Raw genomic sequence first — 24,154 nt, forward strand, 5'->3', positions numbered from 1 at the left:
GTCCTGGCCAGCAGGGCGTTGCGCTCGAACACCTTCTCCCAGATGACCAGGTTCACGAAGCCGGTCTCGTCCTCCAGCGTCATGAAGGTGACGCCCTGGGCGGTCCCGGGGCGCTGGCGGCAGATGACCAGGCCCACGTAGCGGACCGAGCGGCCGTCCGGCATGCCGTTGAGTTCCCGGGCGGTGGGCAGTCCCCGGGCGGCGAGTTCCGCACGCCGCGGCTTGAGGAGGTGGCCCTGCACGCTGTGGCCGGCGGCCTGGTGGTCCCAGAGGATGGTCTCCAGGCTGTTCAGGGACTGGAAGCGGGGCTGGGCGCCGCGGGATTTCAGCGGCAAGGGGGGCGGACCGCCGGTTTCGGTCCCCAGGACCTGCCATAAGGCGCCGCGGCGGTCCGGGCGGTCCGGGCCAAACGGGCCGAAGCACGCGAAGGCGCCCGCCTCAGCCAGGGACTCAAGCTTGTCCTCGCTCAGGCCGCTCCGCCGAGCGACGTCGGCGATATCGCGGAAAGGGGCCTGCGCCATGGCCGCTTCCAGCCGCGCGCCGTCCCCTTCCCCCAGTCCGCGGACATAGCGCAGGCCCATGCGGACCGCGAAGGGGAGGCGGGGCTTGCGGCCGCCTGCTCCGGCGGGGCCACCACCCCTGTCCTCGCCGACCGCGCCGCGGCCCGAACCCGCTCCGGCCGCGCCACCACCACCTTCCCTCGCGATCTCTTCCAGCGTGCAGTCCCAGCGGCTGCGGCGCAGGCTCACCGGGCGCACCTCCACCCCGTGTATCCGGGCGTCGTTGACGATGGAGGAGGGCGAGTAGAACCCCATGGGCTGGGCGTTCAGCAAGGCGCAGGTGAACTCCGCCGGGTAATGGCAGCGCAGGTAGGCGGTGGCGTAGGCGATGTGGGCGAAGCTGGCGGCGTGGCTCTCCGGGAAGCCGTACTCGCCGAAACCGCGGATCTGCATGAAGACGTGCTCGGCGAATTCCTCCGCGATGCCTTTCTTGATCATGCGCGAGACCAGCCGTTCCCGGTGCCGCTCGATCCGTCCCGACCGCCGCCAGGCAGCCATGTCCCGCCGGAGCTGGTCGGCCTCGCCGGGGGTGTAGTCCGCCGCCACCATGGCCAGCTGCATCACCTGCTCCTGGAAGAGGGGCACGCCCAGGGTCTTCTCCAGGACGGGCACGAGGCTTTCGTGGGGATAGGTGACCTCTTCCTCTCCGTTGCGCCGCCGCAGGTAGGGATGGACCATGCCGCCCGTGATAGGCCCGGGGCGGACGATGCTGATCTCGATCACCAGGTCGTAGTAGGTGCGGGGTTTCAGGCGCCCGAGCATGGCCATCTGGGCCCGGCTCTCGATCTGGAACACGCCCACGGTGTCGCTGCGGCAGATCAGGTCGAAGGTGGCGGCGTCCTCCCGGGGGAGCGTGGCCAGGGAGAGCTCCATCCGGCGGTGCCGCCGCAGGAGGTCGAAGCCGAGGTGCAGCAGGTTGAGGGCGCCCAGGCCCAGGAGGTCCACCTTGAACAGCCCCGCGTCCTCCACGTCCTCCTTGTCCCACTGGATCACCGTCCGCCCCTCCATGGTGGCGTTCTCGATGGGCACCAGTTCGTGGACGGGGTGGTGGCCCAGCAGGAAGCCCCCGGGGTGGATGGAGAGGTGGCGGGGGAAGTCCTGGATCTCCAGCACCAGGGCGGCCAGGTGGCGCAGGGCCGGGTTCTCCGGGTCGAGGCCGGCCTGGCGGATGAAGTCCTCGTCCCAGTGCCCGTGGGACACCTGCCGGGCCAGGCGGTCCAGGCCGGTGGCCGGGATCTCGAGGACCTTGCCCACCTCCCGGATGGCGGACCGGTGGCGGTAGCGGACCACGTTGGCCACCATGGCGGCGTGGGTACGCCCGTACTTCTTGTACACGTGCTGGATCACCTCCTCCCGGCGGTTGTGCTCGATGTCCAGGTCGATGTCCGGCGGCTCGGCCCTTTCCCTGGAAATGAAACGCTCGAAGAGGAGGTTCACCTGGGTGGGGTCCACGCCCGTGATGCCCAGGGCGAAGCAGACGGCGGAGTTGGCCGCCGACCCGCGGCCCTGGCAGAGGATGCGCTCGCGGCGGCAGTACTCCACGATCTCGTGCATGGTCAGGAAATACCCCTCGTACTCCAGCTCCCGGATCAGGGCGAGTTCCTTCTTCAGCTGGGGGACCTGCGTTTCGAACTTGCCGCCCAGGCGGCGGGCCGCGCCCTCGAAGGTGCGCTCCTCCAGGTACTGGAAAGACGTCTTTCCCTTCGGCAGGCGCTCCAGCGGGTAGCGGTAGCGCAGTTCCCCGAGGGAGAAGGTGCAGCGGGCGGCCACCTCGCGGGTCCGTTCGAGGGACGCCGGGTCGTCGGCGAAGAGGCGGGCCATGTCCTCCGGCCCCTTGAGCGCGTGCTGGTCGTTCGGCCGGAGGAGCCGCCCGGCCGCGGGCAGGGTCACGCCCTCCCGGATGCAGGTCAGCACGTCCTGCAGGGGGCGCCGTCCGGGCGTATGGTAGAGGACCTCCACGGCGGCCACGGTGGGCAGGCCGAACCGGGCCGCCAGTTCCCGCAGGCGGATCTCCTTCAGGGTCTCCTCCGCCCGGCGGTGCCGGGCCAGGACCACGTACAGGCGGCCTTCGAAGGCCGCGCGGAGCGGTTCGGGGAAAGGGGCGGGGGCGGGCGGGCCCGGTAGGTTCGAGGTGGCCGCGCCGGCGTCCGGGCCCGACGCGACGACGGCGGACGTGTCGTCGCGGCCAGCCGGGCTGGCGTTCCCGGAGACAGCCGGCCCGATGCCAGCCGACCCCGTTCCCCCGATCCACAGGGCGATCAGCCCCGGGCTGTGGCGGCACACCTCCTCCCAACTCACCCGGCAGTTCCCCTTGGCGCCGCGCAGGTGCCCGGCGGTCAGCAACCGGCAGAGGTGGGCGTAGCCTTCCCGGTCCTGGACCAGCAGCAGGATCTCCGAGCCGTCCCGGAGGCTGACCTGCGACCCCACGACCAGGTGGACGTCCAGTTCCCGGGCGCGGACGTGGGCCCGCACGATGCCGTACACCCCGTTGCGGTCGGTGAGGGCCAGGGAGGGAAGCCCCAGGCTCCGGCAGGCCTCCACCAGTTCCTCGGGATGGCTGGCCCCTTCCAGGAAGGAGTAGTTGCTCTTGCACCAGAGGGGCGCGTAGGTGCTGGCGCCGTCCGGGGGCGTGGGGTTCGAAGGTGCCGGCTCCGCGCCGGGCCGGGGCGGGTCTGGAGACGCAAATCCATTCGAGGGCGCCGGCTCCGCGCGTTCCCGCATCATTCCACCCGGCCCTGGACGTACCAGCGGTCGCTCCCGTGGTCGTAGTAGATCCAGAGGGTTTCGCCCCGCGCGGTGTCGACGAAACGGTAATCCCTTCGGACCTCCCGGACCCACCATTCGCCGCTGACCAGGTGCTCCGGGGGCGGGCCGGGGCCCGAAGGCGCCTGCCAGTTCACGGGCTGGCCTTCCAGGAGCCGGGGACTGGCGTGGGCGCGGCGCACCAGGGCGCGCACGGTGACGGGCCGGGGGGAGGCCGCGGCGAGCTTGCCGAAGGGCTGCCACCCGAAACGGGCTTCCGGGAGATGCCCCGACGCCAGTTGCGCCGTGAGGACCGAACCGGGGCCGAACTCGGCCCGGACCCGCGCCAGGGCCCGCATGGCCGAGCCGGTGTCGCGGTCCGGATTCTCCTGCAGGAGGTTCAACTTGTCAGCGGTGACGGGCACGCCCTCCACCTCGAGAGCCAACTCCACCGGGGGGAAGGGGAAGGAAATCGTTTCCAGGCGCAGGCCCACCAGTTCCAGCAGGACCCTGGCATCCAGCGTCGGTTCGGCCGCCTGGACCCGGCAGCTGTGGCGCGTGCCGTTCTCCTGCCGGAACGCCAGCCGGAGGGCGGCGGCCGCCTGGTATCTTTCGCCCGCGGCCTTCAGCAGGGGCGCCAATAGCTGGGACACCCGGAACTGGAGGCCCCGGGCGTCCGATTCGTTCGCGTCCAGTTCCATCCGGGCGCGGAGCGGTTCGGAAAGGCCCCGCGGCTGCAGGGGCAGGGACCGGTCTCCCGCCGCGAAGCGGTAGAGGGCCCGGGCCTGCTCGCCGAGATGCCGGGCGATCCGCTCCCCGGGAAGGGCCAGGAAATCCCCCACGGTATACACGGCCAGCTTGTCCAGCCTTTCCCGCAGCTTCGGCTCGAGTTGCAGATCGAGCAGCCGTACCTTTCGGCTCTCGGCTTCCTCGGCCGCCACGGTGGGGAGCACGGCCACCGTGTCCCTCGCCTTGGCGACGGCATAGGTGCCGAAGCGGCCGAAACCGACCGCGATGCTCGCCGGCAGTTCCAGCCCGGAGAGGGCGGCGTGCATCTGCCCGGCCCAGTCCTCGAGCGACGCGTAGAGCCGGTCCAGGCCTCCCGCGTCCACCCAGAAGATCCCCGGCTCCTCGGCGCTCGGCTCCACCCGGGGGCTGAAACGGCCCAGCGCGCCGTGGACCTGCCGGACCGCCGCCCCGACCTCCTCCTCCGAAACCGTCCCGGCGCACAGGCCGCGGTCCAGGGAGAGGGCCGCGGCGTACTTCATGCCCGGCCGGATCCCGCCCCGGACGGCCGCGGCGTTGAGCCACAGGATGGGACTCAGGGGCTTATCCTCTTCCACCACCGCCACCGGCCGTTTCCGCCACTGCGGATGGCTCCTCAGCAGGAGCCGGAGCGGCAGTGCCCGGATGTTAATGCAGGCCGTTCGGATGTTAATGCAGGCCGTCCGGCCCGCGGCAGATTTCGGTGTGGCGCCAGCCCGGTCCATGACGTTTGTCCTTCAGGATTTCGATTTCGCATTGAAAACGGTCCACCGCCAGGCGGCGGCAGGAAGTCTGGCCCCTCAGGGTGACCATCGGCCCCAGCGAAGGCGCCTCGCGGGACTTGGCGGTGAGGCACAGGAGGGCGGCATGGTGGTCCCGTGCCTGCCGGGCCAGGCGCACCTGCAGGGGCACGGGGACCCTGGAATCGGCGTGCAGGTCCATCACCACCAGGCCGAAGCCGCCCGAACGCAGGACCCGGTCCGCCGACCGCGCCGCGGCCCGCGCGTCCGGTACGCGGATGACCACCAGGGCGTCCAGGTCCACACCGCTCTCCGCCGCGTCCGGCGCGAAGAAGGTGTCCGGCGTCGCCGTGATCCAGGCCGCCGGCTCGCCCTCGAGCTGGGCGTCCAGCACCAGCCGGAAGGCGGCCGTCAGCAGGGCGGCCCCGGGGACGGACGAGAGCTCGCAGAGGCGCCCGGCCAAATGCGCCCGCGACCAGCACGGCCGCTCCTCCCGCTTTCCGGCGGGCATCCGCGTGAAATAGGGTTCGAGATCCTGCAGATCCCGGTCCTGCAGATCCCGATCCTGCAGGGACGACATGATGATTCCTTCGTTGTGCGATGTGTTGTTTTATTCGACGCGCCGGCCCGGCCGTCCTACTCAACGCTCCGCCGTATCTCGATGACCTTGCCCAGCAGCGAAAAGGGGGCGCCGTCCTCCCGGGGGATGATCGGGTCGAAGGCCTCGTTCTCCGGATGCAGCTCGACGCGGCCGTCCCGCTCCCGGTACCGCTTGACCGTCGCCTCGTCGCCCACCAGGGCCACCACGATATCCCCCGGACTGGCCGTCGGCTGCCGGCGCACGATCACCATGTCTCCCGGCAGGATGCCTGCATGAAGCATGCTCTCCCCCTCCACGGTCAGGGCGAAGAGTTCATCGTCGTCGAAACGCGTCTGCACCATGATGTACTCCGGCGGATCCTCCATGGCCTCCGTCAGTTCGCCCGCCTGTACGCGCCCCAGCATGGCGATCAACTGGGTGGGACTGGCCTTGCCGAACTCCGGAAGCCGGTAACCCCGGGATCGGCCGTCCACCTTGGCGAGTTTCCCCTCGAACACCAGCTTCTCCAGGTGCTGGCGGGCGGACTGGACCGCACGGAACCCGAAGGCGCGCTGCACGTCCCGGGTCGTGGGCGGGGTCCCGCTCAGGATACGCTCCCGCACGAAATCGTAGATCTTCTCCCTGGTCTTCCCAGGCGATGTGTAGGCCATGATGATCTCCTCGGTCCGGGGATGAGGAAAACGGGACGGCGCGCCAAAACGCACCGGATCGCGCCAAAACGAGCGCCTGAAAATCCATAAAACAGACATTTGTCTGTTATGTCAAGCAGTTTTTAGGGAATTGGGGATTGGAACAGGTGAGCGCCATTTGTGGAGTAGTGGAGTGGGAAACTACAAAAGCGAGTCGGGAGCGGCTTATGGAATGGCAATCATGCGTTAATGGGCTATTTCAAGGTAAGTGGATTTAGCTGTGGGCTCGGGTATGGGATACCCTTCTTCTTCATCCTGTCGAGATGAAACTCGATACGGTCCGTAACGAACGCCGACACTAAACCAGTGACGCGACGTCTTGATCTCTCTTCGCGTCACAAACCAAAGGCATTTTTCAATAATACGCCTTGTCAATTAACACAATTAACGTTAATTATATCAATATGATGACAGAATTATACATTCCTCAGGCGCAACTCTCCAGGCTCGTACACCTGGTCATACCGGGAAAAGTCGTCGTGGTCTACGGTCCCAGAAGAGTGGGCAAGACCACGCTGATCAAACGCTACATCCGGGAACACGACCCCGACGCCCTGCTCGTGACGGGGGAGGATATCGTGGTCAGGGAGTATCTCGAGAGTCAGTCCCTGGCTAAATTGACGTCCTTCGTAGGCCGACGCCGTACACTGATCATAGATGAAGCGCAGCATATCCGGGAAATCGGACTGAATCTCAAGCTGCTCGCCGATCACGTCGAGGAGCTCCAGATCATTGCTACGGGCTCGTCCTCTTTCGACCTGGCTCATCAAACCGGAGAGCCCCTGACCGGCCGCAAGTATACCCTGTTGCTACTGCCCCTCGCACAACTGGAAATCCAGGAAAGGGAGTCCGCGCACCAGACCAGGGCCCACCTCGAACAAAGGCTGATCTACGGGTCGTATCCTGAAGTCGTCCTCATGGACTCGAACGAAGACCGGCAGTTCTATATAAAGGAACTGATCGCATCCTATCTTTTCAGAGACATACTCCAGCTGGAGGGCATACGCCATGCGGACAAGCTGCTCAGGATGCTGCAACTGGTTGCTTTCCAGATCGGCCACGAGGTGTCGACTTCCGAACTGGGTACACAGTTGGGCATGAATTCAAACACCGTTGATCGCTATCTCGACCTGCTGGAGAAATCCTATATCCTCTACAGCCGCCGTGGATTCAGCCGCAATCTGCGTAAAGAAATATCCAAAAGCCGGCGATACTACTTCTACGACAACGGCATTAGGAACGGATTGATCAACAACTTCAACCCACTGACCATGCGGGATGACGTTGGGGAATTGTGGGAAAACTACGTCCTGGTGGAGCGATTGAAGTACAACCTGTACAACGGCCGCCTGGCCGAAAGCTACTTCTGGCGTACCTACGACCGCCAGGAGATCGACCTGGTCGAGGAGTGGGGGGGCAAACTTCTTGCCGCGGAACTGAAATGGCCTGCCAAATCAAGCCGGGCACCGAGTGCATGGCGCAAGGCCTATCCGGACAGTTCGTTCCAAGTCGTTCATCCGGAGAACTATCTCGAGTTTATAACAGGCTCCTAGCTAATTACTGGCTTTGCGCAATAACCGTCTCCGCCTCGTGATTCACCGGACAACTCACGGACCGGGCGATGAAGCACATAGCGTTGGCCTTCTCGTGCAGCCGCTCCGCGACGGCCGCGTCGCTCTCCGCCGAAATCGTAACGCGGGGCCTGAGGGTCACGCGCGCGAACTGGCCCGAGCCGTCCGGATTCAGTGCCAGCACGCCTTCCGCGCGGTCTTCGTAGGCGGTCACCACGACCTTGCTCACCGTGCAGAGATGGAGATACCAGAGCATGTGACAGGCCGAAATAGAAGCCAGCAGCATGTCCTCCGGATTATGGCGCGCGGCGTCGCCCTGGTAGCCGGGGTCCGCGGAACCCTTGACCACCGGCTTGCCCTCGCATGCGATGTCGTAATCCCGCGTATAGCCCCTGTACGAACTCGTGCCATCACCCTGATTACCCGTCCATGTTATTCCGACCTCGTATGAATGTTGCCTGTTCATGATGCCTCCGATTATCAGCCGGATAAACCGGGCCGACTGTGACCGACGCGTTGTACCAATCATAACTCATACCGTTCTGGCTTATCCCAATTAGGCGGCATGTTGATGATTTTGAAAGTATATTGGTAACATGGAATCAAAAGACAGACAGGAAACCTGGACGCAGACCAACAGTCTCCTGCTCCTGGGCATAGTCGACCTGCTCGAAGAGAAAGGGCTGCTGGACAAGGACGGTTTCCTTGAGCGTCTGGCCGCGTTCAAGGACGAATCCATCGATATCGGCCTCTTCCGGAACACGGAAGACGAACTGAGGGGAGACGCGGGTTATCACTGCGGCGGGCAACAGGCCACGTTGCGCATTGCTGAGCGGATCGGCCTTTCATCGGAAGACCTGGTGCTGGATGCGGGGTGCGGTGCGGGCGGACCGGCCAGACACCTGGCGGAAGCATGGGGCTGTTCGGTGATCGGACTGGACCGGGAATACGACCGGCTTCTCATCGCGACCGTCCGTACGCGCTTGATGGGCCTGCTGGACAAGGTACGTTTCAAGTTTGGAGATGCGGCCGCGATGCCCTTCGAGGACAACCGCTTCGACGTGGTATGGAGCCAGGGGGCCTTGCCCTTCACCGGCGATGTGAAGAGGATCTTCCAGGAATGCTATCGCGTATTGCGACCGGACGGCCGACTCGCGGTACAGACTTCTTTTTTCACCGCCCGCCACACCGCCGAAGACGATCGGCGCCATCCCGATTTCCTGCCTATAGGACCGCGGAACTACCTGGAACCGACCCTGGACTCCCTGAAAGCCGTGGGTTTTCACCAGGTCGAATCCGAATGGGTTGAGGAATCGATCGCCTTCTACAGCGAAAGGTATCCTACAGCGTCCGCCTGGTTCCGCGATCGAAAGTACGGTTCGTACATGGTAACCGCGAAAAAGTCCTGAACGGGTGAGGAGATGATGCATAAAACCTCTAAGAACCAGGTATGGGGAGTTTCCGTTACGACAGCGCTCCTGTTGATGTGGGGAGGATGTATCTTCAGCCCCACAGAGGCCACCGAGCCCATCCCAACCACGATCAATGTTTCTTCGACGCTTCTGTACCTTGGAATCGGCGAATCCGTTTCCATTGAAGCCGTCGTGCAGGATGAGAACCGATTGCCGATCGAGGACGCGCCATTGAACTGGTCAAGCAGCGAGCCCGAGATTGTCAGTGTGAACAACCAGGGGGTTCTTACCGTCCATTCGTTCGGGAGAGCGGACATTACCGTGAAGTCGGGTGCCAGTGAAGCGCCCGTCGTGGTGATCGTCAGCAAAGACCGGGCGGCGCTGGTTGCCATCTACAACGCCCTGGGGGATCCGCCTGGGAGAACGGCGCGAACTGGGCGAGTTCGTTTCCTATCAGCGCCTGGCATGGTGTGACCGTCAGTCCGGACGACCGTGTAACAGAATTGAATCTCTGGGGCAACGGTCTGAGCGGGGAACTTCCGGCGGCGGTGGGAGACCTTGAAGAACTCAGAATCCTGGAACTTGGCGGGAATTCGATCACCGGGAATATCCCCGGTGCCGTCGGGCAGCTTCGCAACCTCGAGGAATTTCAGATCGCCCACGCCAATTTAAGTGGTGAGATACCCGCGTCCCTCGGCAACTTTCCCAAACTTCGGATATTGGCTTTAGGTAAGAACGATCTAAGTGGTTCAATTCCTTCGTCATTGGGTAACCTCGTCAATCTCGAGGGATTATGGTTGTACGAGAACGCACTGAGTGGAGAAATACCGGGATCTATAGGCCGACTAGAAAACCTTGTTGAATTATCTCTAACATCCAACCGCTTAACAGGAAGTATTCCTTCGGAGATGGGTAACCTGTCCAGGCTACGGTTCATGTCACTGCAGAATAACGGGCTCAGTGGACAGATTCCCCCGGAATTGGGTAACCTGGCGGTGCTCGAAAGGTTAAGACTTTCGAATAACCTGCTATCGGGTTCGATTCCTCCCGAATTGGCCAAGTTGGGTAACCTGCGGTTACTGGGGCTCTATAACAATACACAACTGACGGGGGCCTTGCCGTTGGAACTCACCGGACTCACCAGGCTCGGGGGGTTTGATTTAAGAGGCACCGGACTGTGCGCGCCAAGCCACCCCGATTTTCGCGCCTGGCTGGAAATGGTAGAAGGTGAATTTAGCGGTACGGTTCGAGGGGTTGTTTTCTGTTCGGGAAACTGAACGAATCGATAACCTGCTGCGGCTCTCCACGTATACGCCGGTAAACATCACCAGGCTCGTGACCACCGCCATTGTAAGCGCCGCATCGCGGCCGTATCCGGTGATTTCCTGAATGAGGTGTGAGCTACATAGCTAAAGGAGCGACTACATGGAAATCTGGCGTGAAACCACCTTTAATGTCGAGTCTCAGGAAGCCGCTGCGCTGGTTATCGAAGATGATCGTGCAGATGTCATCCTCGATCCTCTACGCTGGCGTATCCTCGAGATCCTCGAAGCGGGAAAATCGATCACGGAAATCTCGGAAGCCCTCGATGTTACGGATGCCCGGGTACTGTATCACGTGCAGAGGCTGGCGGAGACGGGCGTCGTACGTCTGGTAGGTGATGGAGCGGAAGACTCCCGTGAATGGCGGTGTCTGCCCGCGGCGGGAGGGATCCGCGTCCGGGCGGAGCGGGCGGCGCACAGCCAGGCGGAATACGCCATCCCAGCGGACGTGGCCGACCAGTTCAACCAGGCACTCCGCGAAGTGGCCGAAGGGATGTATGGACCTTCCTCCCAGGTGTCGATCAACCACAACCGCGCACGGCTGTCGGAAGTCCAGGCCGCCGAATTCAACCGCAGGCTGCTTGCGCTAATCGAGGAGTACTTCCCGCCCGGAAAAGGAGACCAGTCGGGCGTCAAGTACGGATTTTACGGCGTGTTCACGCCCATTGATCTGCACCCGTTTGGGGATGCTGTTTCAGATGACTAGTTGGACCTGAACGGCAACGATCCTCAACGAGGAAGCATCTCCCGGAAAATAAAAACGTCAGGCAGCCGGATTTCCCATCCATCTCGCACCTCACGGAAGGTCATTGCTGGTGCTCGACCGCCTGCCGGCGCACCTCGTCATTCATCAGGACATCGGCGACGATCGCCACGATATAGAACTTTCCTTCGAGCAGGTGTTCGTTGCTGTAAATGGGTTCCAGTTTGATCCACCTTCGAAGATTCAAGTTCCCCCGGACCGTGTTGAAGATCACGTCGTAAAACTTCTGTGTATCGTCAAACACCCAGTCCTTCGTAAAAATGATCCAGAAACCGATCTCTTCCGGTATGCCGTCCCAGTCGTTCGCGACCGCCCAGTTGATCTCGATTTCCGGGTCGCTGTCGTATTTGATGGATTTCGATTCCGTGCCCTTGACGATGCGGATATGCAGATCCATATCGTTGATCCTGCTGAGCACGCCGTTCACGTCCTCGATGATGGCCATTTACGCTCCCTGGTAAGTCAGATTCATCCGATTCACGGTCCTTCCCACGGCCGTATCCTCGGTATCCAGCGCGGCACGTTTGCCTTGTACAGCCGGTAGGGTTCACCGAAACGGCGCTCCAGGCCCGGTTCCTCGTGGAGCGGGAAGTAGATCGCGCACACCACGAAGAACACGCACATCCAGCCCGCCAGGTGCCATGAGCCGAAGAGCAGGGCCTCGGCGCCGAGGATGAGCAGCATGCCCGAATTCATGGGATTTCGCAGATGGCGGTAGGGGCCGAGGACGACCAGCTTCTCGGGCGGTGCCCAGGGCGCCGGCGTGCCCTTCCCGATCCGGTCGAACAGTGCCATGGTCCAGGCTGCCAGAACCAGGCCGTCCAACGCCATCGCGATCCCGATCCAGAATCGGAACTGGTTGGGCTCCGCCGGCGATACCGCGCCCGGTGTGTCGGCCAATACCCACAGTATCAAGCCCGGAACGTAGATCGTAGCCGCCGCCGGAAGGAGGACGACGGCTTTCGCGGTGGTCCATTTCACCGGTAGCGCTCCTGTCTGAATTCATGGTATTCGACACGTGCATGGCGACCGTTTTTTTCCAATTGCCCACCGGCCGCCCGATGAAATTCGATCGCGGGTTCCGGCACCCATGACAAAGAGGTAATAAACGGCTCATGTCAAGCGATTGTAACCGTGTGACTTGGCCCTCGGCCTTGTCCCTCAGCCTTGTCCCTCAGCCCGGTCACCTGAAATAAACGACTTGCAAACGTTTGTCATTCATGGCAAATTACTTCATTCAATCTAACTTATACGGGCGGAATGCCTTAATCCGGGCACCGGAAGCAAGTGCGGTCCTGATTGCCAATCCTTCTCCGATCCACACAGCCGGGGGTAAAGCGTGCAAAATGCCGGAAACGACAATCCATTGGAATACGAACGGACTCCTGCAGACGGCCAGGACGAACAGACACGTGTCGACGGCCTGGACCGGGCGGACCCGGCGGACCCTCCGAACGGACAACACCAGCCGGCCAAGGCGGAACAGGCTGTTGACGATACGATCCGGCTGAACTGGCGCGAGAAGTTGGTCGAAGGTGGCCTGGTAATGGCGATGGCCATGGTCGGGACGCTGATCGGGGTATTGGTTGCTGTGACTTCTCTGATCGCCATACGCAATACCCTGGAGGATTTGGCGCCGGGTCTCACGGAGGCGGGATCGATCCCGTTCATCATCCTGGTCGTCGTGGCCGTGGCCATTGGCAATGTCTGTTCGTTCAGCTGCGCGCCTTACATCATACGTCTCCTCTATCGTGGCAACGAGTTGAAAGATGAGCGGATGGACCGCGCCGTGAAGCACTTGATATCCGTGACCGGAATGGACATCAGGGCCGAAAGGATCTACGCCATAAAGGGCAAGACCGCCAACGCCGTCGTGGCCGGTCTTTTCCGTAAGGGCCAGTACATCTTCTTTACCGACAAGCTCCTGGAACGAATGAGCGAAGGAGAGATCATGGCGGCCCTGGCCCACGAACTGGCCCATGGGCGGCACCGGCACATGACTTGGATGTTCCTGGTTCTCCTGCTATGGACCCTCGTCGTCCAGGTATTCCTGAGTCTGATCGACTATTATGCCTACTTCGATTCGATCGGAGAGTCCTGGAAAATGTGGGTATTTTCCGGAATAAACTTAGTGAATATCTACCTGCTTATGTTCCTCGTCCTGTTCCCGCTTTCGAGGCGTAACGAATACCAGGCGGACGCGACCGCCGCCCTGTGGGTGGGCACGGCCCTGTACAAGCAGGCCCTATACCGGCTGCATCAGATCAACGACAAGTTGAAACCGCCGCGAAAGTTCCTGGCGAAGCTGGGCACCCATCCCACGTTGCAGGAGAGGCTGGAGCGGGTGGGGAGCCTTGGATAGTACGCGGTTGGCGCGCTCCGCAGCCGATTCGCTCGGGTTTTCCAGGTTCACTCCTGGTTCATCGCATCCACCGGACTCAGTTGCGATGCCTTCAAGGCCGGATAGATACCGGCGCAAAGGCCTATGGCCAGTGAAATCGCCAGCGACACGAGGATGTTCGAAACCGAAGCTCCGCTCGAGAAAGCAAGGTCCCACACCTGATTCAAGACAAACGAGAAAACCAAACCGATACCCAGTCCCAGCGATATCCCCAGTATCCCGCCTAAAGCGCTGATACAGGTGGCTTCCAGCGTAAACTGATTCACGATATCGACATGTCTTGCCCCGACTGACTTCCTGATGCCTATTTCCCGCCTCCGTTCAGTGACAGAGACCAGCATCATGTTCATGATCCCGATTCCGCCCACCATCAGCGAGATGCCCGCTAATGCGGCAATCGAAGATTTGACGGCGTTGATCACGCCTCCGATCTGGTCCATGGCGTCCTTCCCGCTGACGATGTCGAATCCGGCCTCGTCGCCGTGGATTGCTTTCAAGGCTGCCTGGATGTCGCCCACCGCACGGTCCATGACACGCGCATCCGCCACCTTGATGGACAGAAGATCGAAGCCTTCATGGCCAAGCATCCGTTTCTGGACCGTTGTAATCGGTGCGAAGACCCGGTTTCCCCAGCGCTCATTGAAAACCGTCTTTGGCTCCATGACGCCGATCACGGTAAACCGCTGACCGTTCAGTTTCAGTTCCTTGCCGACCGGGTCGGCATCGTCAAACAGTTTAGTGGCCAGCTCATCCCCCAGCACGCATACTTTGCGCCAGCGTATTACGTCGCGGTCGATAATGAACCGGCCCGTGGAAACCGGCCACTGGTACAGGTCCGGAAACGTTGGCGTCGTGCCGTACACCATCCCGCCATAGGACGTTTTCGCGTACCTGAGATCCGCGTTCAGCGTCGCGGCCGGGACCACCTGGCGCACGGCATTCGATCTTGTACTGATTTCCAGCACGTCCTGCCAGACGAGATGTTCGTAATCCGGTACCTCCAGCCACTGTCCGTCCCGGTTTACGAATCTCGATGGACTCACCCATACCATGGTGCCGCCGTGCACGGATTCGAACTCCTTCATCACCATGTCGTGAAGCCCTTCGCCGATCGCGATGATGGCGGTTACGGCGCCGATGCCGACCGCGATCCCGAGCAGCGTCAGGACTGAACGCAACCTGTAGTGGGCGAGATTGGCAAACACGGTCTGGATATGGTGCGGTATGGACACGGACGACAGGGTCCTTTAAGGTTAAGGGTGTATCGCGGTCAGCGCGGCATGAACCGCTCGGGCATCCAGTGCGATGTGCGCGCCGGGTTCAATACCGGAAAGGATCTCCACGTTTTCGGTCGATTCGATACCGATCTCGACCATGGCGGATACCAGGTACGATTCCGGACACCTCTTCAATTCAGGGTCCGCCGAAGTGCAACGATAGACCATGTGCCGCTTGCCGGGTACTGATCCGGTCGATGCAGGAACGCCTTGTTCATTGGACACACCCCTGTAGTCGTCCATTTCCATGACGGAAGAAGCGGGCACGAGCACCGCGTGGTCGTTTTGCTCCACCACGATGTCGATATCGCAGGACATGCCCTGCTGCAGTTCCATCGATGGGTCCGATATCACGATTTCGGCATCGAACGTGACCAGCGTGCTGCCAGGCCTGCGTACGCCAACAGGCGCGACGCGCTCCACCTGGCCGTGGTACACCGCGTCCGGGTAGGCATCGACACGAATCCGCACATCCTGTCCCGGCCTGACCCTTCCGGCGTCTATCTCTCCAACGGCCGATTTTACGATCATCCGGTCCGGATCGCCGATCCGGAACATCTCCGTGCCGCCGGTATACGAAGAGGTACCAGATGCTACGACCTCGCCTTCCTCCACCGCGCGGGCAATGACGATACCGTCCAGCGGCGACATGACCCGCACGGCGTCATGGGTTTGGTCCGAATCCACCTCGACGTTCACCTTCATTTCCAGAATCCTGAGTTCGAGCTCCGCCATGTCGAGATCGTGACGGGCCCTTGTATGTGCAATCCTTGCCTGATCGAATTCCTCGGCCGATATCAGGGACCGCTCGTGAAGCTCGCGCTTTCGCTCGAAGTTCAACGCCCTTTCTGAAAGATCGATCCGGGCGCCGTCCACCCGGGCGCGCTGACGGGACAACTGAAGGGACTGGGACGGGTCCGGCTCGATCACGGCAAGCACGTCCCCCGCTGAAACCCGATCCCCGACATCGGCGTGAATATGCCTGACTTCCCCGGAAATCGTGGGCTTGACCATGACAGTCCTGACGAACTGGATGGTTCCCGTCTCCGCCAGGACCTCGGAGATCGATCCGTGTTGTACCTGGTGGATCGGAAACGTGGCGTCCCGAGCCGTGGAACTGAACACAAAATACAGCAGAACGGCCACGAGGCCGCAGACCGTTACAGAGGCAATGGCTATCCGTTTTTTCATGACCGAAGTGGTTTCCAATGGCTACACGTATACCGTACCGAGCAGCTCGAAAGTCCTGCGGATGACAATCCACATGCCCCACACCAGTCCCAGCGCGAGCCAGGTGAGACTGGCCGATCCCCGGAAAGTCCGTGCCAGGCCGAGTCCCAGCAGAAAAAGAAACCAGATTCCGAAGAAATCGACGCCTGGCAGGAACAGGCTCCAGAGGGTATCAGGGTCCGCATCACCGAGAAACACACCAGGATGGATTGGGGGATCGAGCGAACCGGACAGCAAGACCAGCGAGGTCTTGACGATGGTTTCGGGTACGAGTACAAGCGAGGCATAGCCGGTAATCGGAAGGACCTTGCGGTACGGCAGCAGCTTGCCGAAGATCAATTCACCGCAGTGTTTTCCCACCACCGACCACGCGGCGACCATGAAGCAGACGCTCGCCGGCATGATCAAAAGGCCGATGAGCTGACGATGGTCGAATTGCACGGCCTCGCGTAGAATGACGGATTGTTGATTTGCATTCAGATCCGAATAGGACTGGAATTCGGTCTCGATCAACGTCCGTTCCCTATCCAGCGCCACGGGCAAAGTGACGATTCCGGCGCACAGGACGACCGACATGACCAGGATCAGTATCCCCATCAACTCGGCGGTGGAAGGCGCTGTTTCAAGATCCGCGAAGGCCTTCCCCGGCCTGTAGAAAACCTGGAGCCACCGCCCGGCATATCCCGCCAGATCCGTGGAAGCGTTCATGGACATAGGTCCCCCATGATGACCAGATGGTAGTAGCTGTGTCCGCCGCCCGACCAGAATGGACTGTCCCAGGGCCAGAACCTCCACCAGACCGGTTTCGTACGGGTATATGCACCCCGCCTGTAGCTCTCCAGGAACGTGCTGATGTGATGCGCCGTGCTCGTGGACAGATGCCGGCCGACTCTCCTGGGATGGGATTCAACGCCCAGGTAGGATCGAATCATCAGGCTGCGCTCATCGATCGGAAGCGCGTTGACATTCGCGACGTACCACTTGAACACGTAGTAGAAGTGGTTTATGAGGAAATACTCGACGTTCGACACGTAGAAGACGGATACGCTCGTATCGTGGGTTTCGGCGAAAGTGCCGATGGCCCTCAGCGCCTTCCCGCCCGCGAAGTTCCCCACGACGGGAACAATCAGGTTCCTTAGGTGCAGGTGCTTTACAAACCCGTATGCATCTTCGGTACTCAGGAAACTGGCGAATTCCCCTTCTTTCGTCGTGCCCGCCATCAGGTCCCTGACCGTCGGATAGGACAGGCCGTTTCCCAGGCGGGTTTCGGCGTACCGGATCGAAAGCTGTTTTTCGTAGAACGACTGGTAGATGTAGAGCATCTTGTCGAGATCGTCCCGGTCTTCGATCCCGTACCGCCTGACTTCCCGCCGAAGCCGCTTCCAGTTTTCTTCAAACTGCAGGGAGTCGGCCGCGGTCGACGTTTCGATGTAATCCAGGACTTCGGTAACGAAGGCCGTGCGTTCCGGTCCTCCGATCGCAACCGTGTCGGCTTCCCGGTTCTGCCTGCTGAACAGCAGCATCAGGAAGGACGTGCGGTCCGGGGCCAGGGCAAAAAGGGCTTTGTAGAGGAGATGCTGGAGCAGATTCTCGCGACGGATGTCGACGATGAAAGCAATATCCGGTCTCGAGGCGGCAATGTAGGAGAAGTTCTGCTCCGTACCGACGCCGATGTAGACGCCGCCGCGTCTGCCCCGTTCGGTTACCGTGGGAACGACGTGCAGGTAGGACGATTCATTGGTAACGAAGTTGTCCCCGGGGAAGTGACCGGGCGCTTCGGAGAACGCGGTCATGATCCTGGCGAATTCGGACAGCGCCAGGGAGTCCGGCACCGCCCCGTGCGAAGCAAGGCGCAGGTCGAGCAGGACACAAAATGCCGTCAAAACTAAAAGTCGATGAAGTTTCAATGTAGGGGGGTTTCCTTTTCATCGTATTAAAACTCAACTATTTCGAGTTCAACTGTGCTACTCGGTCGAGGCGGTCTTGCAGGGTGGGGTGGGTCAGGAATACACGAGCGAACTTCCGTGGAGCCTTCATTCGGTCATTCAATTGATGCAGGCGGTAGAGGGCCCGGCTGTAACATTCCACCCCCACCCATCCGGCCGCGGTAGTATCTGCTTCATATTCGTTACGTCTCGACAGGGGAAGCATGACACAGACCATAACGAGCCATACATTCGCACCGCCCATCAAGCCGGACGCCCACACCTTAAGGGACTCGTCCAATGCACTGTAGTAGGCGTTGAAATCAATCAAATACAAAATGATCTGAATCACGCAAATCCACAGAATCCCAGACAACAACATCGTGAATAAATGCCTGTGGCGAATATGCGCCACTTCGTGGGCGAATATCGCCAGGATTTCGTCTTCCTTCATTTTCTCCAGCAGTTTGTCGGTAAAGAATATGTACCGGCCTTTTCGAAAAAGGCCGGAAACCATGGCGTTCGCCGTCCTGCCTTTCATGGCGTATAATGTCTCTGCTGTGATGTCCATTCCGGTGACCGCCAGCAACTTCCTGACCGACCGGTTCAGACGATCATCCTGTAACTCGAAACCTCGGAATATGAACCGTGTCAGGTAGGGAAAACACAGATATCCGCAGGCGTTGCCCACGGCGGCCGAAACGATGACCAAACCTACTACTGCGATCGACCCACGCTCGAATAGACCTGGAGCCGAATCTTCCGCCACGATAATCGTTGCGATCAAGATGGCTGCAAACACGAGCGCGGCCAGAAACATGCACGCCATCGCTACGCCCATGTCCAGTCCGAACTCGACCAGTCTGTCACGCCAGGTCAACTTAATTGTTCCCTCTTCATCCGGCGGACTTTCGACGGCGTCGAAGCTTCTTTCGTTGTTGGGATCGGTCATCACAGTGTCTCTCTTAACTTTGTCCATTAGAGGACAATCATGGTTATGAACACGTGCAGGCCCGCGTAGGCCGAGAGTATCCCGGCGCATTTCAGCCGGGACAATGCACTTAACCGGTGGACCACTTCGCAGGCAACTGCCAGGGTAAGGCCATAAGCTAGATTACGACCAAGTCGTAACCAACTAAACCATCCCGAATCCTGCATTTTACCGATTTCAACGGGTAATTGTTCTATCGTGGGAATAGAAGCCAACCCCTCGTGGGTCAATGCGTCGGAGAATAACACCAGGAACATTATCGCACACGCTGAATACAATGCGAGCGGCAAGTATCCGATACTCAGCCAGCCGAACAAAGCGCGGTGATTCCGTCGACCGTTCATTAGCATTACAGCGATGACAATGAACGCCCACCCCAGTACAAAGGTGACGATGTCACCGAATACGACTCCCACCGACGTGCTGATGCTCATAATCGTTAACACCTGATCATACGCACTGGCCAGTTGTTCGGGAATCTGTTCTATGATCGAGCGAAACATCATGTATACGGTCAGTACATTGGTAATAAGGTAGGTTACAAAAACGCTTAAACCGATCCAAATGGACTCCGTCACTCCGATCGTTGAGATTCTGTCAACAGTCCAACCGGGATTTCGCATAATCGTTCCTTCAATTGAATCCGGCCGCAATCTGACCGGTTAGGTAGGTTTCCACCATGGAGGCTGCAAGCACAAGCAAGAGCCCCGCCGTCAATCTTCGAAAGTTCAGTGATATCCTGTCCATACTGAACGACCAGTCATCCAATCTCAGTTTTCTATATATGATGATAAAACCTTCGCAACCCACGGCCGCTATCATGGCGAATCCAGCGAGTTCCAGCAGTCCATGAGGCACTGTAAGGGCGGCCACCCTCTCCAATGACACGCCGGATACCATCGCACTCCGAACAACCCATCCGATACTGAGTCCGATCCAGGCCAGATTCACCATGCCTATGAATCCCAGCGACAGAATCCCCGTCAGTAACACGGCGCAGACTTTCAAATTCGTTCCAATGATGTATTCCCATTCATCATGCCCATCGAGGAAAACGCGGGGGAACAGGGTATTCGCGTCTGAAGCATGGTCCGGAGCACCGGCAGGTCCCGTGTCCATGGGAGACGATCTGCCGATAACAAAGCCGGCAAGTATACAACACACAGCGAGTAGAAATGGGACTTTGTTGAGGCGGTATTCGTTCATCGGCTTAGTCAAGTACCAGGATTGTCTATGGTTTCGGTTTCTGGTTAGCTAACGCGATGTGTTATCAATCTGATCGAATGCCAATTGAGGCGAGGAGGGGGCGTTGCGCCCCCTCCTCATTACCTTAAGGACCTAAACACCGAGTGCAAAGCCAGCAACTAGACCACCAGCGCCGAGTCCTGTGCATGCGACAAGGCCGAGACCGACCTTTAAACCCCACCCACCGGCTATGGCTGCCAATGCACCGGCGGATGTGTTTATGATATCGTGGCCCGTAATGCAGTAGATCAGGTTCGGCGTCGCTACGACACCGGGCGTTTCACCCAGCGATGCGTTGGCCGTCGAGTTGACGCTTGCGCCCGCGATCAGGGCGAACATGAATACGGAGAGAATGAGCTTTTTCATGATGATCTGTACTCCTCTAATGCTGGTTTGATCGAACGTATATCAAGCGAATAACAAACGTGTGTAATTGACCTTTCGAACGCAATTGAAATTCCGTGAGCCTCCTTTCCTCTTCGATTCAGGTTCCATCCTCCGTTCTCCTTCGATGCGGACCTCATTTCCTGCGCTGGTACCAGGGAACTCGGTTACGGGTCTCGGAGTGCGCGGTTCCGAGAACGCTTCGATCGTCAAACGGAAACTCGACCTGATGTGGTCACTGAATCCAGCATCTGCCGCGCGGTCTAAATGGATTAGTCCTTCGGAATTTTTCGATTCTCGCGATAAATCTTTTTTTGTTGCAATAAAAAAGCCCGGCGATCGTTCCGCCGGGCGTTCGAAAATCCGCTCGCAGGCTTGTATACCAGGCTATCTGGCCTCATCCTCTCCTTTGATTCATTCGCTTTTTATTTTGTCTTTCGAATTCACGCAGTTCCTCCTTATCCGCCTCCACCTCCCCGGCTAACTCCTCCTGGGTTGCTTCTCCCGTGTGCACTTCCATCAGTCGCCGGATCGTCCTGAGCTCGATCATGGTGTTTATCAAGGCCGGCCCAAGTTGACTCATCCAGCCGATGTCTTGCTGGATCAGGCTGATGTCCTCACGGATCCGGCTGATATCGTTCCGTATCTGTCCCAGATCCTCTTCAAACTGCATGGGGCCATCGGGCAATCCCAGCATTCGCTACCTCCCAACAGTACAAGATGAGTAAAATCCCGCGGGTGAAGGCAGCGTACGGAGCAGGCCAGCTACTCCCCGTCCCCCTCACGCACCGCCTCCAACAGCGCTTCCCGCGTCATGCCCGCGGGAGGCGTGTTCAGGCCCGATTCCTCGCCCGGGTCGGCGACGAGCCAGATGCCGCGTTCGAGGGCGTAGCCGCCTTGATCGGCGGTTTTACGCAGGAGATCCTGCAGGTCTTCACCGCCCATCAGGCCCAGCAGCCCGACGGGGATCACCCGGGCGGAGACGCCCCGGTCGCGCAGGAAGGCGGCGTACCAGTCCGGCGGACGTTCGTAGGAGAATACGAGGAAGGGGCGTTCCGGCGTGCCGGCGCCTCTCCAGAAGCCCAGACGATACCAGTTCGTTCGCAGGGAGCGGACGAAGGCGCCGTGGCGCAGGACGGGATTGAATTCGTCCATGGACTGCCGGTAGAGCACGCCGAGGCGCTCGGCGTTGACTTCCTGAAGCTGGATGTAGGTCTCCAGGTATCCCGATTTCAGTAGCCACTCGAACCGGTCTTCCCGGTCCAGTTCCATGAGCGACCTGAACTCGTCGCCGTGGTACAGTCCGTTCCGGACCAGATGGCGGATGAAGTACCGAAAATGCAGGTCGTCGAAAGCGTCGGTCGCGGCATAGGCCTCCGCGGGGCGCGTGATATGGGGCTCCCAGTCGTGCACGATGGCCTTCAGGGCCTGTTGGCCGCGGCTGTGCCGGGCGATGGCGCGCGCCGGCTCGAAGAGATAGCGGTTCAAGTAGGCCATGTCCAGCCGGGAGGGCAGGCCGACCGCGTCCCCCCGGGCGTCCCGGGCGGCTTCGTAGTCGCCGGTGATCTCCCTTTCGCGCGGGGCGCTGACGCCGGCGTACCAGGCCGTCGACGTGCCCCCCAGGCGGTTGAGGATGGGCAGCGCCCACGATTCGAAGCGCACGTCGCCCGTCGCAACGGCACCCCCGGTGTAGCTGGCGGCCGGCGCCACGGTCCAGAGGAAATCCATCCCTAGGCCGGGCAGCATGCCGGCGAGATCGCCCATATGCTCATGCCGCCTGGCGACGAAATCCCAGACGCCTCGAAGCGGAATGGCAGGCTCCACGACGGCAGGCTCCGCGCCAACGACCGGGCCGGAAACTGATTCGGCGTTCGCGGCCGCGGCCGGACCGGACGCCGCGCTACGTACCACCCGTACCCGTTCGGGCAATACCGGACCTACGGATACGTTGTTGAGAGAGATATCCGGCTTCCGGTTGCCGGGCATCTGGGCCGTGGCGTACCCGTGGTCGGGAGACCAGTCCCCCGGGGAATCGACCAGTGCGCGCACGTACCGCGCGATTCCGCTCAGAAAACCATCCAGGCCTTCGGTGCCGGACCCCACGGGCAGGATGCCCAGGGGCGGCAGGGCCCGGTCGAGTCCGGACAGCACCTGCCGGTCCACGGTCAGGACGAATCCCTCATTCAGCCGCCCGGTCCGTCCCGCGGCCGCCACCGCCAGGCGGCCGAAGGTCTCTTCGTCGTCCCGCATGGACGCCAGGTCTTTTGCGGACTGGATCTCTTCCCGGATCTCCCGGTCGGCGAAGGCGGCGGCGATGCCCCCCACCGGAACGCCGACCAGCGCGTATTCGGATCCCCAGCGGTTGCCGGGCATGCGAACGGTCAGCGTGTCCTTAGCGTCCGACACGACTTCCACCCTGCCCCTGAATCTCGCCGTGGTCCAGTCCACCGGCACGGGCCGTTCCCGGTTCCGGTAGTACAGGCTGGGCCGCAGTTCCTGGTCGCCGCGCAGCAGCAGCTCGACCTCTTCCCCCGGCACCGCGCCATCCGGAGGGATGCGCAGGGTCCGGCGGACCACGCGGTATTCGGGTTCGGGCGCGGGTTCCGCTTCGATCTCCTCTCCGGGCGGCGGACCTTCAGGTTCCACGAGCAGCGGTTCGGCGTCGTCGCCCACGAGCAGGCGGGTGCCGGCCCGGGCTTCCACGCTGCCGTCCAGGCCCAGTCCGGCCGGATGGCCGGCGGCCAACTCGAATTGCACCACAGGATTCAGGACGGGACCGGTTTCATGGTCGGCGTTCAGCGCGTGCAGGTTGATATCCAGGCGGGCCAGGACCTCATTGAATTGGTAACGGTCGTGGACACCGGGATTTACCTTCCTTCGTTCGCCGTAGGGCCCGTCGGAAGGCATGGCCAGAACGAGCACTTTGCCGCGCGAGACGAAGTTGATGGCCAGGTCCACTTCCTGGATGCTCATGCCCGGACCGCCGCCGCCCAGCAGCACGATGGCGTCGTAATCCCGGGCGTCCCGTTCCACCATGGCGGGGTAATACGGCCGGTAGTCGACGTCGAATCCCGCATCCGAGAAAGCGCGGATCATCCCGGCGTGCTCTTCCGGATAGGCCATGGCGTAGTCGACGACGAGCAGGCGGGTACCGGCGTCCTGCGGCGCGCTCGTCTCCTGGCGGGCGGATGCCTCCTGCCCCATGAGCGCTTCCTGCCGGGCGGACATCTCCTGCCGGGCGGACACCTCCTGCGGCGCGCTCGCGGCGTGCAGGGGCGACAGGCAGCATACCAGAAAAGCATTCAGGAAAAAATACCGAATGATCTGCATGAAGTTCATTCCGGGGTGTTGTTTCAGGCCGACATACCAAATTACAGCCATACCAGGGTGATCACAAGACGATAAACTGCGCAACGCCCGGCAATCACAGGACCGAGCTCTCCCGCGTAGTCTGGTGGACATTGGCCCGTTGCCGGCAGCATGTACATGCCGTCACCGGTTACGCTAAATGAAAAACCAAAGGCAGGTTAAAAACC

23 protein-coding genes are annotated in these 24,154 nt (G+C 61.0%); 6 read left to right on the top strand and 17 right to left on the bottom strand.

Translation table 11 applies throughout. From position 1 onward, the window contains the following. The 4 genes from OXH56_05550 to lexA form a co-directional block, all read right to left on the bottom strand. Nucleotides 1-3,284: error-prone DNA polymerase (locus tag OXH56_05550; protein ID MCY3554769.1), on the bottom strand; the 3,284-nt coding region annotated here is incomplete at its 3' end. After that, on the bottom strand, nt 3,281-4,792 hold the full coding sequence (locus OXH56_05555; GenBank protein ID MCY3554770.1) for a DNA polymerase Y family protein: 1,512 nt from the start codon (nt 4,790-4,792) through the stop codon (nt 3,281-3,283). The genes OXH56_05555 and OXH56_05550, both read right to left, overlap by 4 nt. Further along, nucleotides 4,737-5,387, bottom strand: a complete 651-nt coding sequence (locus OXH56_05560) for a recombinase A (protein ID MCY3554771.1) — start codon at nt 5,385-5,387, stop codon at nt 4,737-4,739. Before OXH56_05560 ends, OXH56_05555 begins: the two co-directional genes overlap by 56 nt. A 56-nt stretch (nt 5,388-5,443) precedes the next feature. Further along, nucleotides 5,444-6,058 carry a transcriptional repressor LexA gene (gene lexA / locus OXH56_05565; protein ID MCY3554772.1) on the bottom strand — a complete coding sequence of 205 codons (615 nt, stop codon included), beginning with the start codon at nt 6,056-6,058 and terminating at the stop codon, nt 5,444-5,446. Between the two features lie 443 nt (nt 6,059-6,501). On the opposite strand from lexA, the gene OXH56_05570 reads away from it, so the two are divergent. Further along, complete coding sequence (locus tag OXH56_05570) at nt 6,502-7,650, top strand: ATP-binding protein (protein ID MCY3554773.1); 1,149 nt, start codon at nt 6,502-6,504, stop codon at nt 7,648-7,650. Nucleotides 7,651-7,654: 4 nt separating this feature from the next. Here OXH56_05570 and OXH56_05575 read toward each other — a convergent pair whose 3' ends face one another. Continuing rightward, nucleotides 7,655-8,134: an OsmC family protein gene (locus OXH56_05575; GenBank protein MCY3554774.1), complete on the bottom strand. Its 480-nt coding sequence runs from the start codon at nt 8,132-8,134 to the stop codon at nt 7,655-7,657. A gap of 130 nt (nt 8,135-8,264) precedes the next feature. Between OXH56_05575 and OXH56_05580 the strand changes: the two genes are divergently transcribed. The 4 genes from OXH56_05580 (at nt 8,265) to OXH56_05595 (ending at nt 11,108) form a co-directional block, all read left to right on the top strand. Next, the gene (locus OXH56_05580) at nt 8,265-9,077 is read left to right on the top strand and encodes a methyltransferase domain-containing protein (GenBank protein MCY3554775.1); all 813 of its coding nucleotides are present in this window, start codon (nt 8,265-8,267) and stop codon (nt 9,075-9,077) included. A 12-nt stretch (nt 9,078-9,089) separates the two neighbouring features. Continuing rightward, on the top strand, nt 9,090-9,554 hold the full coding sequence (locus OXH56_05585; protein MCY3554776.1) for an Ig-like domain-containing protein: 465 nt from the start codon (nt 9,090-9,092) through the stop codon (nt 9,552-9,554). Nucleotides 9,555-9,583: 29 nt separating this feature from the next. Further along, nucleotides 9,584-10,357 (top strand): Two component regulator three Y domain protein, encoded by a 774-nt coding sequence (locus tag OXH56_05590; GenBank protein ID MCY3554777.1) that lies wholly within the window; start codon nt 9,584-9,586, stop codon nt 10,355-10,357. A gap of 148 nt (nt 10,358-10,505) precedes the next feature. Further along, nucleotides 10,506-11,108, top strand: coding sequence for a helix-turn-helix domain-containing protein (locus OXH56_05595; GenBank protein MCY3554778.1), 603 nt, complete (start codon nt 10,506-10,508; stop codon nt 11,106-11,108). 100 nt (nt 11,109-11,208) lie between these two features. Here OXH56_05595 and OXH56_05600 read toward each other — a convergent pair whose 3' ends face one another. Together OXH56_05600 and OXH56_05605 are read right to left on the bottom strand one after the other, a co-directional pair. Then, a complete protein-coding gene (locus OXH56_05600; protein ID MCY3554779.1) occupies nt 11,209-11,610 on the bottom strand; it encodes a hypothetical protein in 402 nt (133 codons plus the stop codon). A gap of 32 nt (nt 11,611-11,642) precedes the next feature. Next, complete coding sequence (locus OXH56_05605) at nt 11,643-12,146, bottom strand: isoprenylcysteine carboxylmethyltransferase family protein (protein ID MCY3554780.1); 504 nt, start codon at nt 12,144-12,146, stop codon at nt 11,643-11,645. A gap of 358 nt (nt 12,147-12,504) precedes the next feature. Between OXH56_05605 and OXH56_05610 the strand changes: the two genes are divergently transcribed. Then, nucleotides 12,505-13,527, top strand: coding sequence for a M48 family metalloprotease (locus tag OXH56_05610; protein MCY3554781.1), 1,023 nt, complete (start codon nt 12,505-12,507; stop codon nt 13,525-13,527). A gap of 47 nt (nt 13,528-13,574) precedes the next feature. Here the strand turns inward: OXH56_05610 and OXH56_05615 are convergent, their stop codons facing one another. The 10 genes from OXH56_05615 to OXH56_05660 all read right to left on the bottom strand — a co-directional run bounded on the left by OXH56_05615 (nt 13,575) and on the right by OXH56_05660 (nt 23,948). Beyond that, nucleotides 13,575-14,798 (bottom strand): ABC transporter permease, encoded by a 1,224-nt coding sequence (locus OXH56_05615; GenBank protein MCY3554782.1) that lies wholly within the window; start codon nt 14,796-14,798, stop codon nt 13,575-13,577. A gap of 21 nt (nt 14,799-14,819) precedes the next feature. Beyond that, the gene (locus tag OXH56_05620; protein MCY3554783.1) at nt 14,820-16,034 is read right to left on the bottom strand and encodes an efflux RND transporter periplasmic adaptor subunit; all 1,215 of its coding nucleotides are present in this window, start codon (nt 16,032-16,034) and stop codon (nt 14,820-14,822) included. A gap of 21 nt (nt 16,035-16,055) precedes the next feature. Beyond that, the gene (locus tag OXH56_05625; protein MCY3554784.1) at nt 16,056-16,781 is read right to left on the bottom strand and encodes a YIP1 family protein; all 726 of its coding nucleotides are present in this window, start codon (nt 16,779-16,781) and stop codon (nt 16,056-16,058) included. Then, nucleotides 16,778-17,956 (bottom strand): hypothetical protein, encoded by a 1,179-nt coding sequence (locus tag OXH56_05630; GenBank protein MCY3554785.1) that lies wholly within the window; start codon nt 17,954-17,956, stop codon nt 16,778-16,780. The genes OXH56_05625 and OXH56_05630 overlap by 4 nt, the downstream gene beginning before the upstream one ends. A gap of 61 nt (nt 17,957-18,017) precedes the next feature. Then, on the bottom strand, nt 18,018-18,950 hold the full coding sequence (locus OXH56_05635; protein MCY3554786.1) for a M48 family metallopeptidase: 933 nt from the start codon (nt 18,948-18,950) through the stop codon (nt 18,018-18,020). 26 nt (nt 18,951-18,976) lie between these two features. Then, nucleotides 18,977-19,612, bottom strand: a complete 636-nt coding sequence (locus OXH56_05640) for a hypothetical protein (protein MCY3554787.1) — start codon at nt 19,610-19,612, stop codon at nt 18,977-18,979. 10 nt (nt 19,613-19,622) lie between these two features. Next, entirely contained in the window at nt 19,623-20,195 is a 573-nt protein-coding gene (locus OXH56_05645; protein MCY3554788.1) for a stage II sporulation protein M, read from the bottom strand. A 132-nt stretch (nt 20,196-20,327) separates the two neighbouring features. Next, on the bottom strand, nt 20,328-20,600 hold the full coding sequence (locus OXH56_05650; protein MCY3554789.1) for a hypothetical protein: 273 nt from the start codon (nt 20,598-20,600) through the stop codon (nt 20,328-20,330). Nucleotides 20,601-21,015: 415 nt separating this feature from the next. Further along, nucleotides 21,016-21,315 (bottom strand): hypothetical protein, encoded by a 300-nt coding sequence (locus OXH56_05655; GenBank protein MCY3554790.1) that lies wholly within the window; start codon nt 21,313-21,315, stop codon nt 21,016-21,018. 68 nt (nt 21,316-21,383) lie between these two features. After that, entirely contained in the window at nt 21,384-23,948 is a 2,565-nt protein-coding gene (locus tag OXH56_05660; protein MCY3554791.1) for a hypothetical protein, read from the bottom strand. Between the last annotated feature and the right edge of the window lie 206 nt (nt 23,949-24,154).

The organism is Gemmatimonadota bacterium (genome assembly GCA_026702745.1).
In the GTDB taxonomy this organism is placed as follows: Bacteria; JAAXHH01; JAAXHH01; order JAAXHH01; family JAAXHH01; genus JAAXHH01.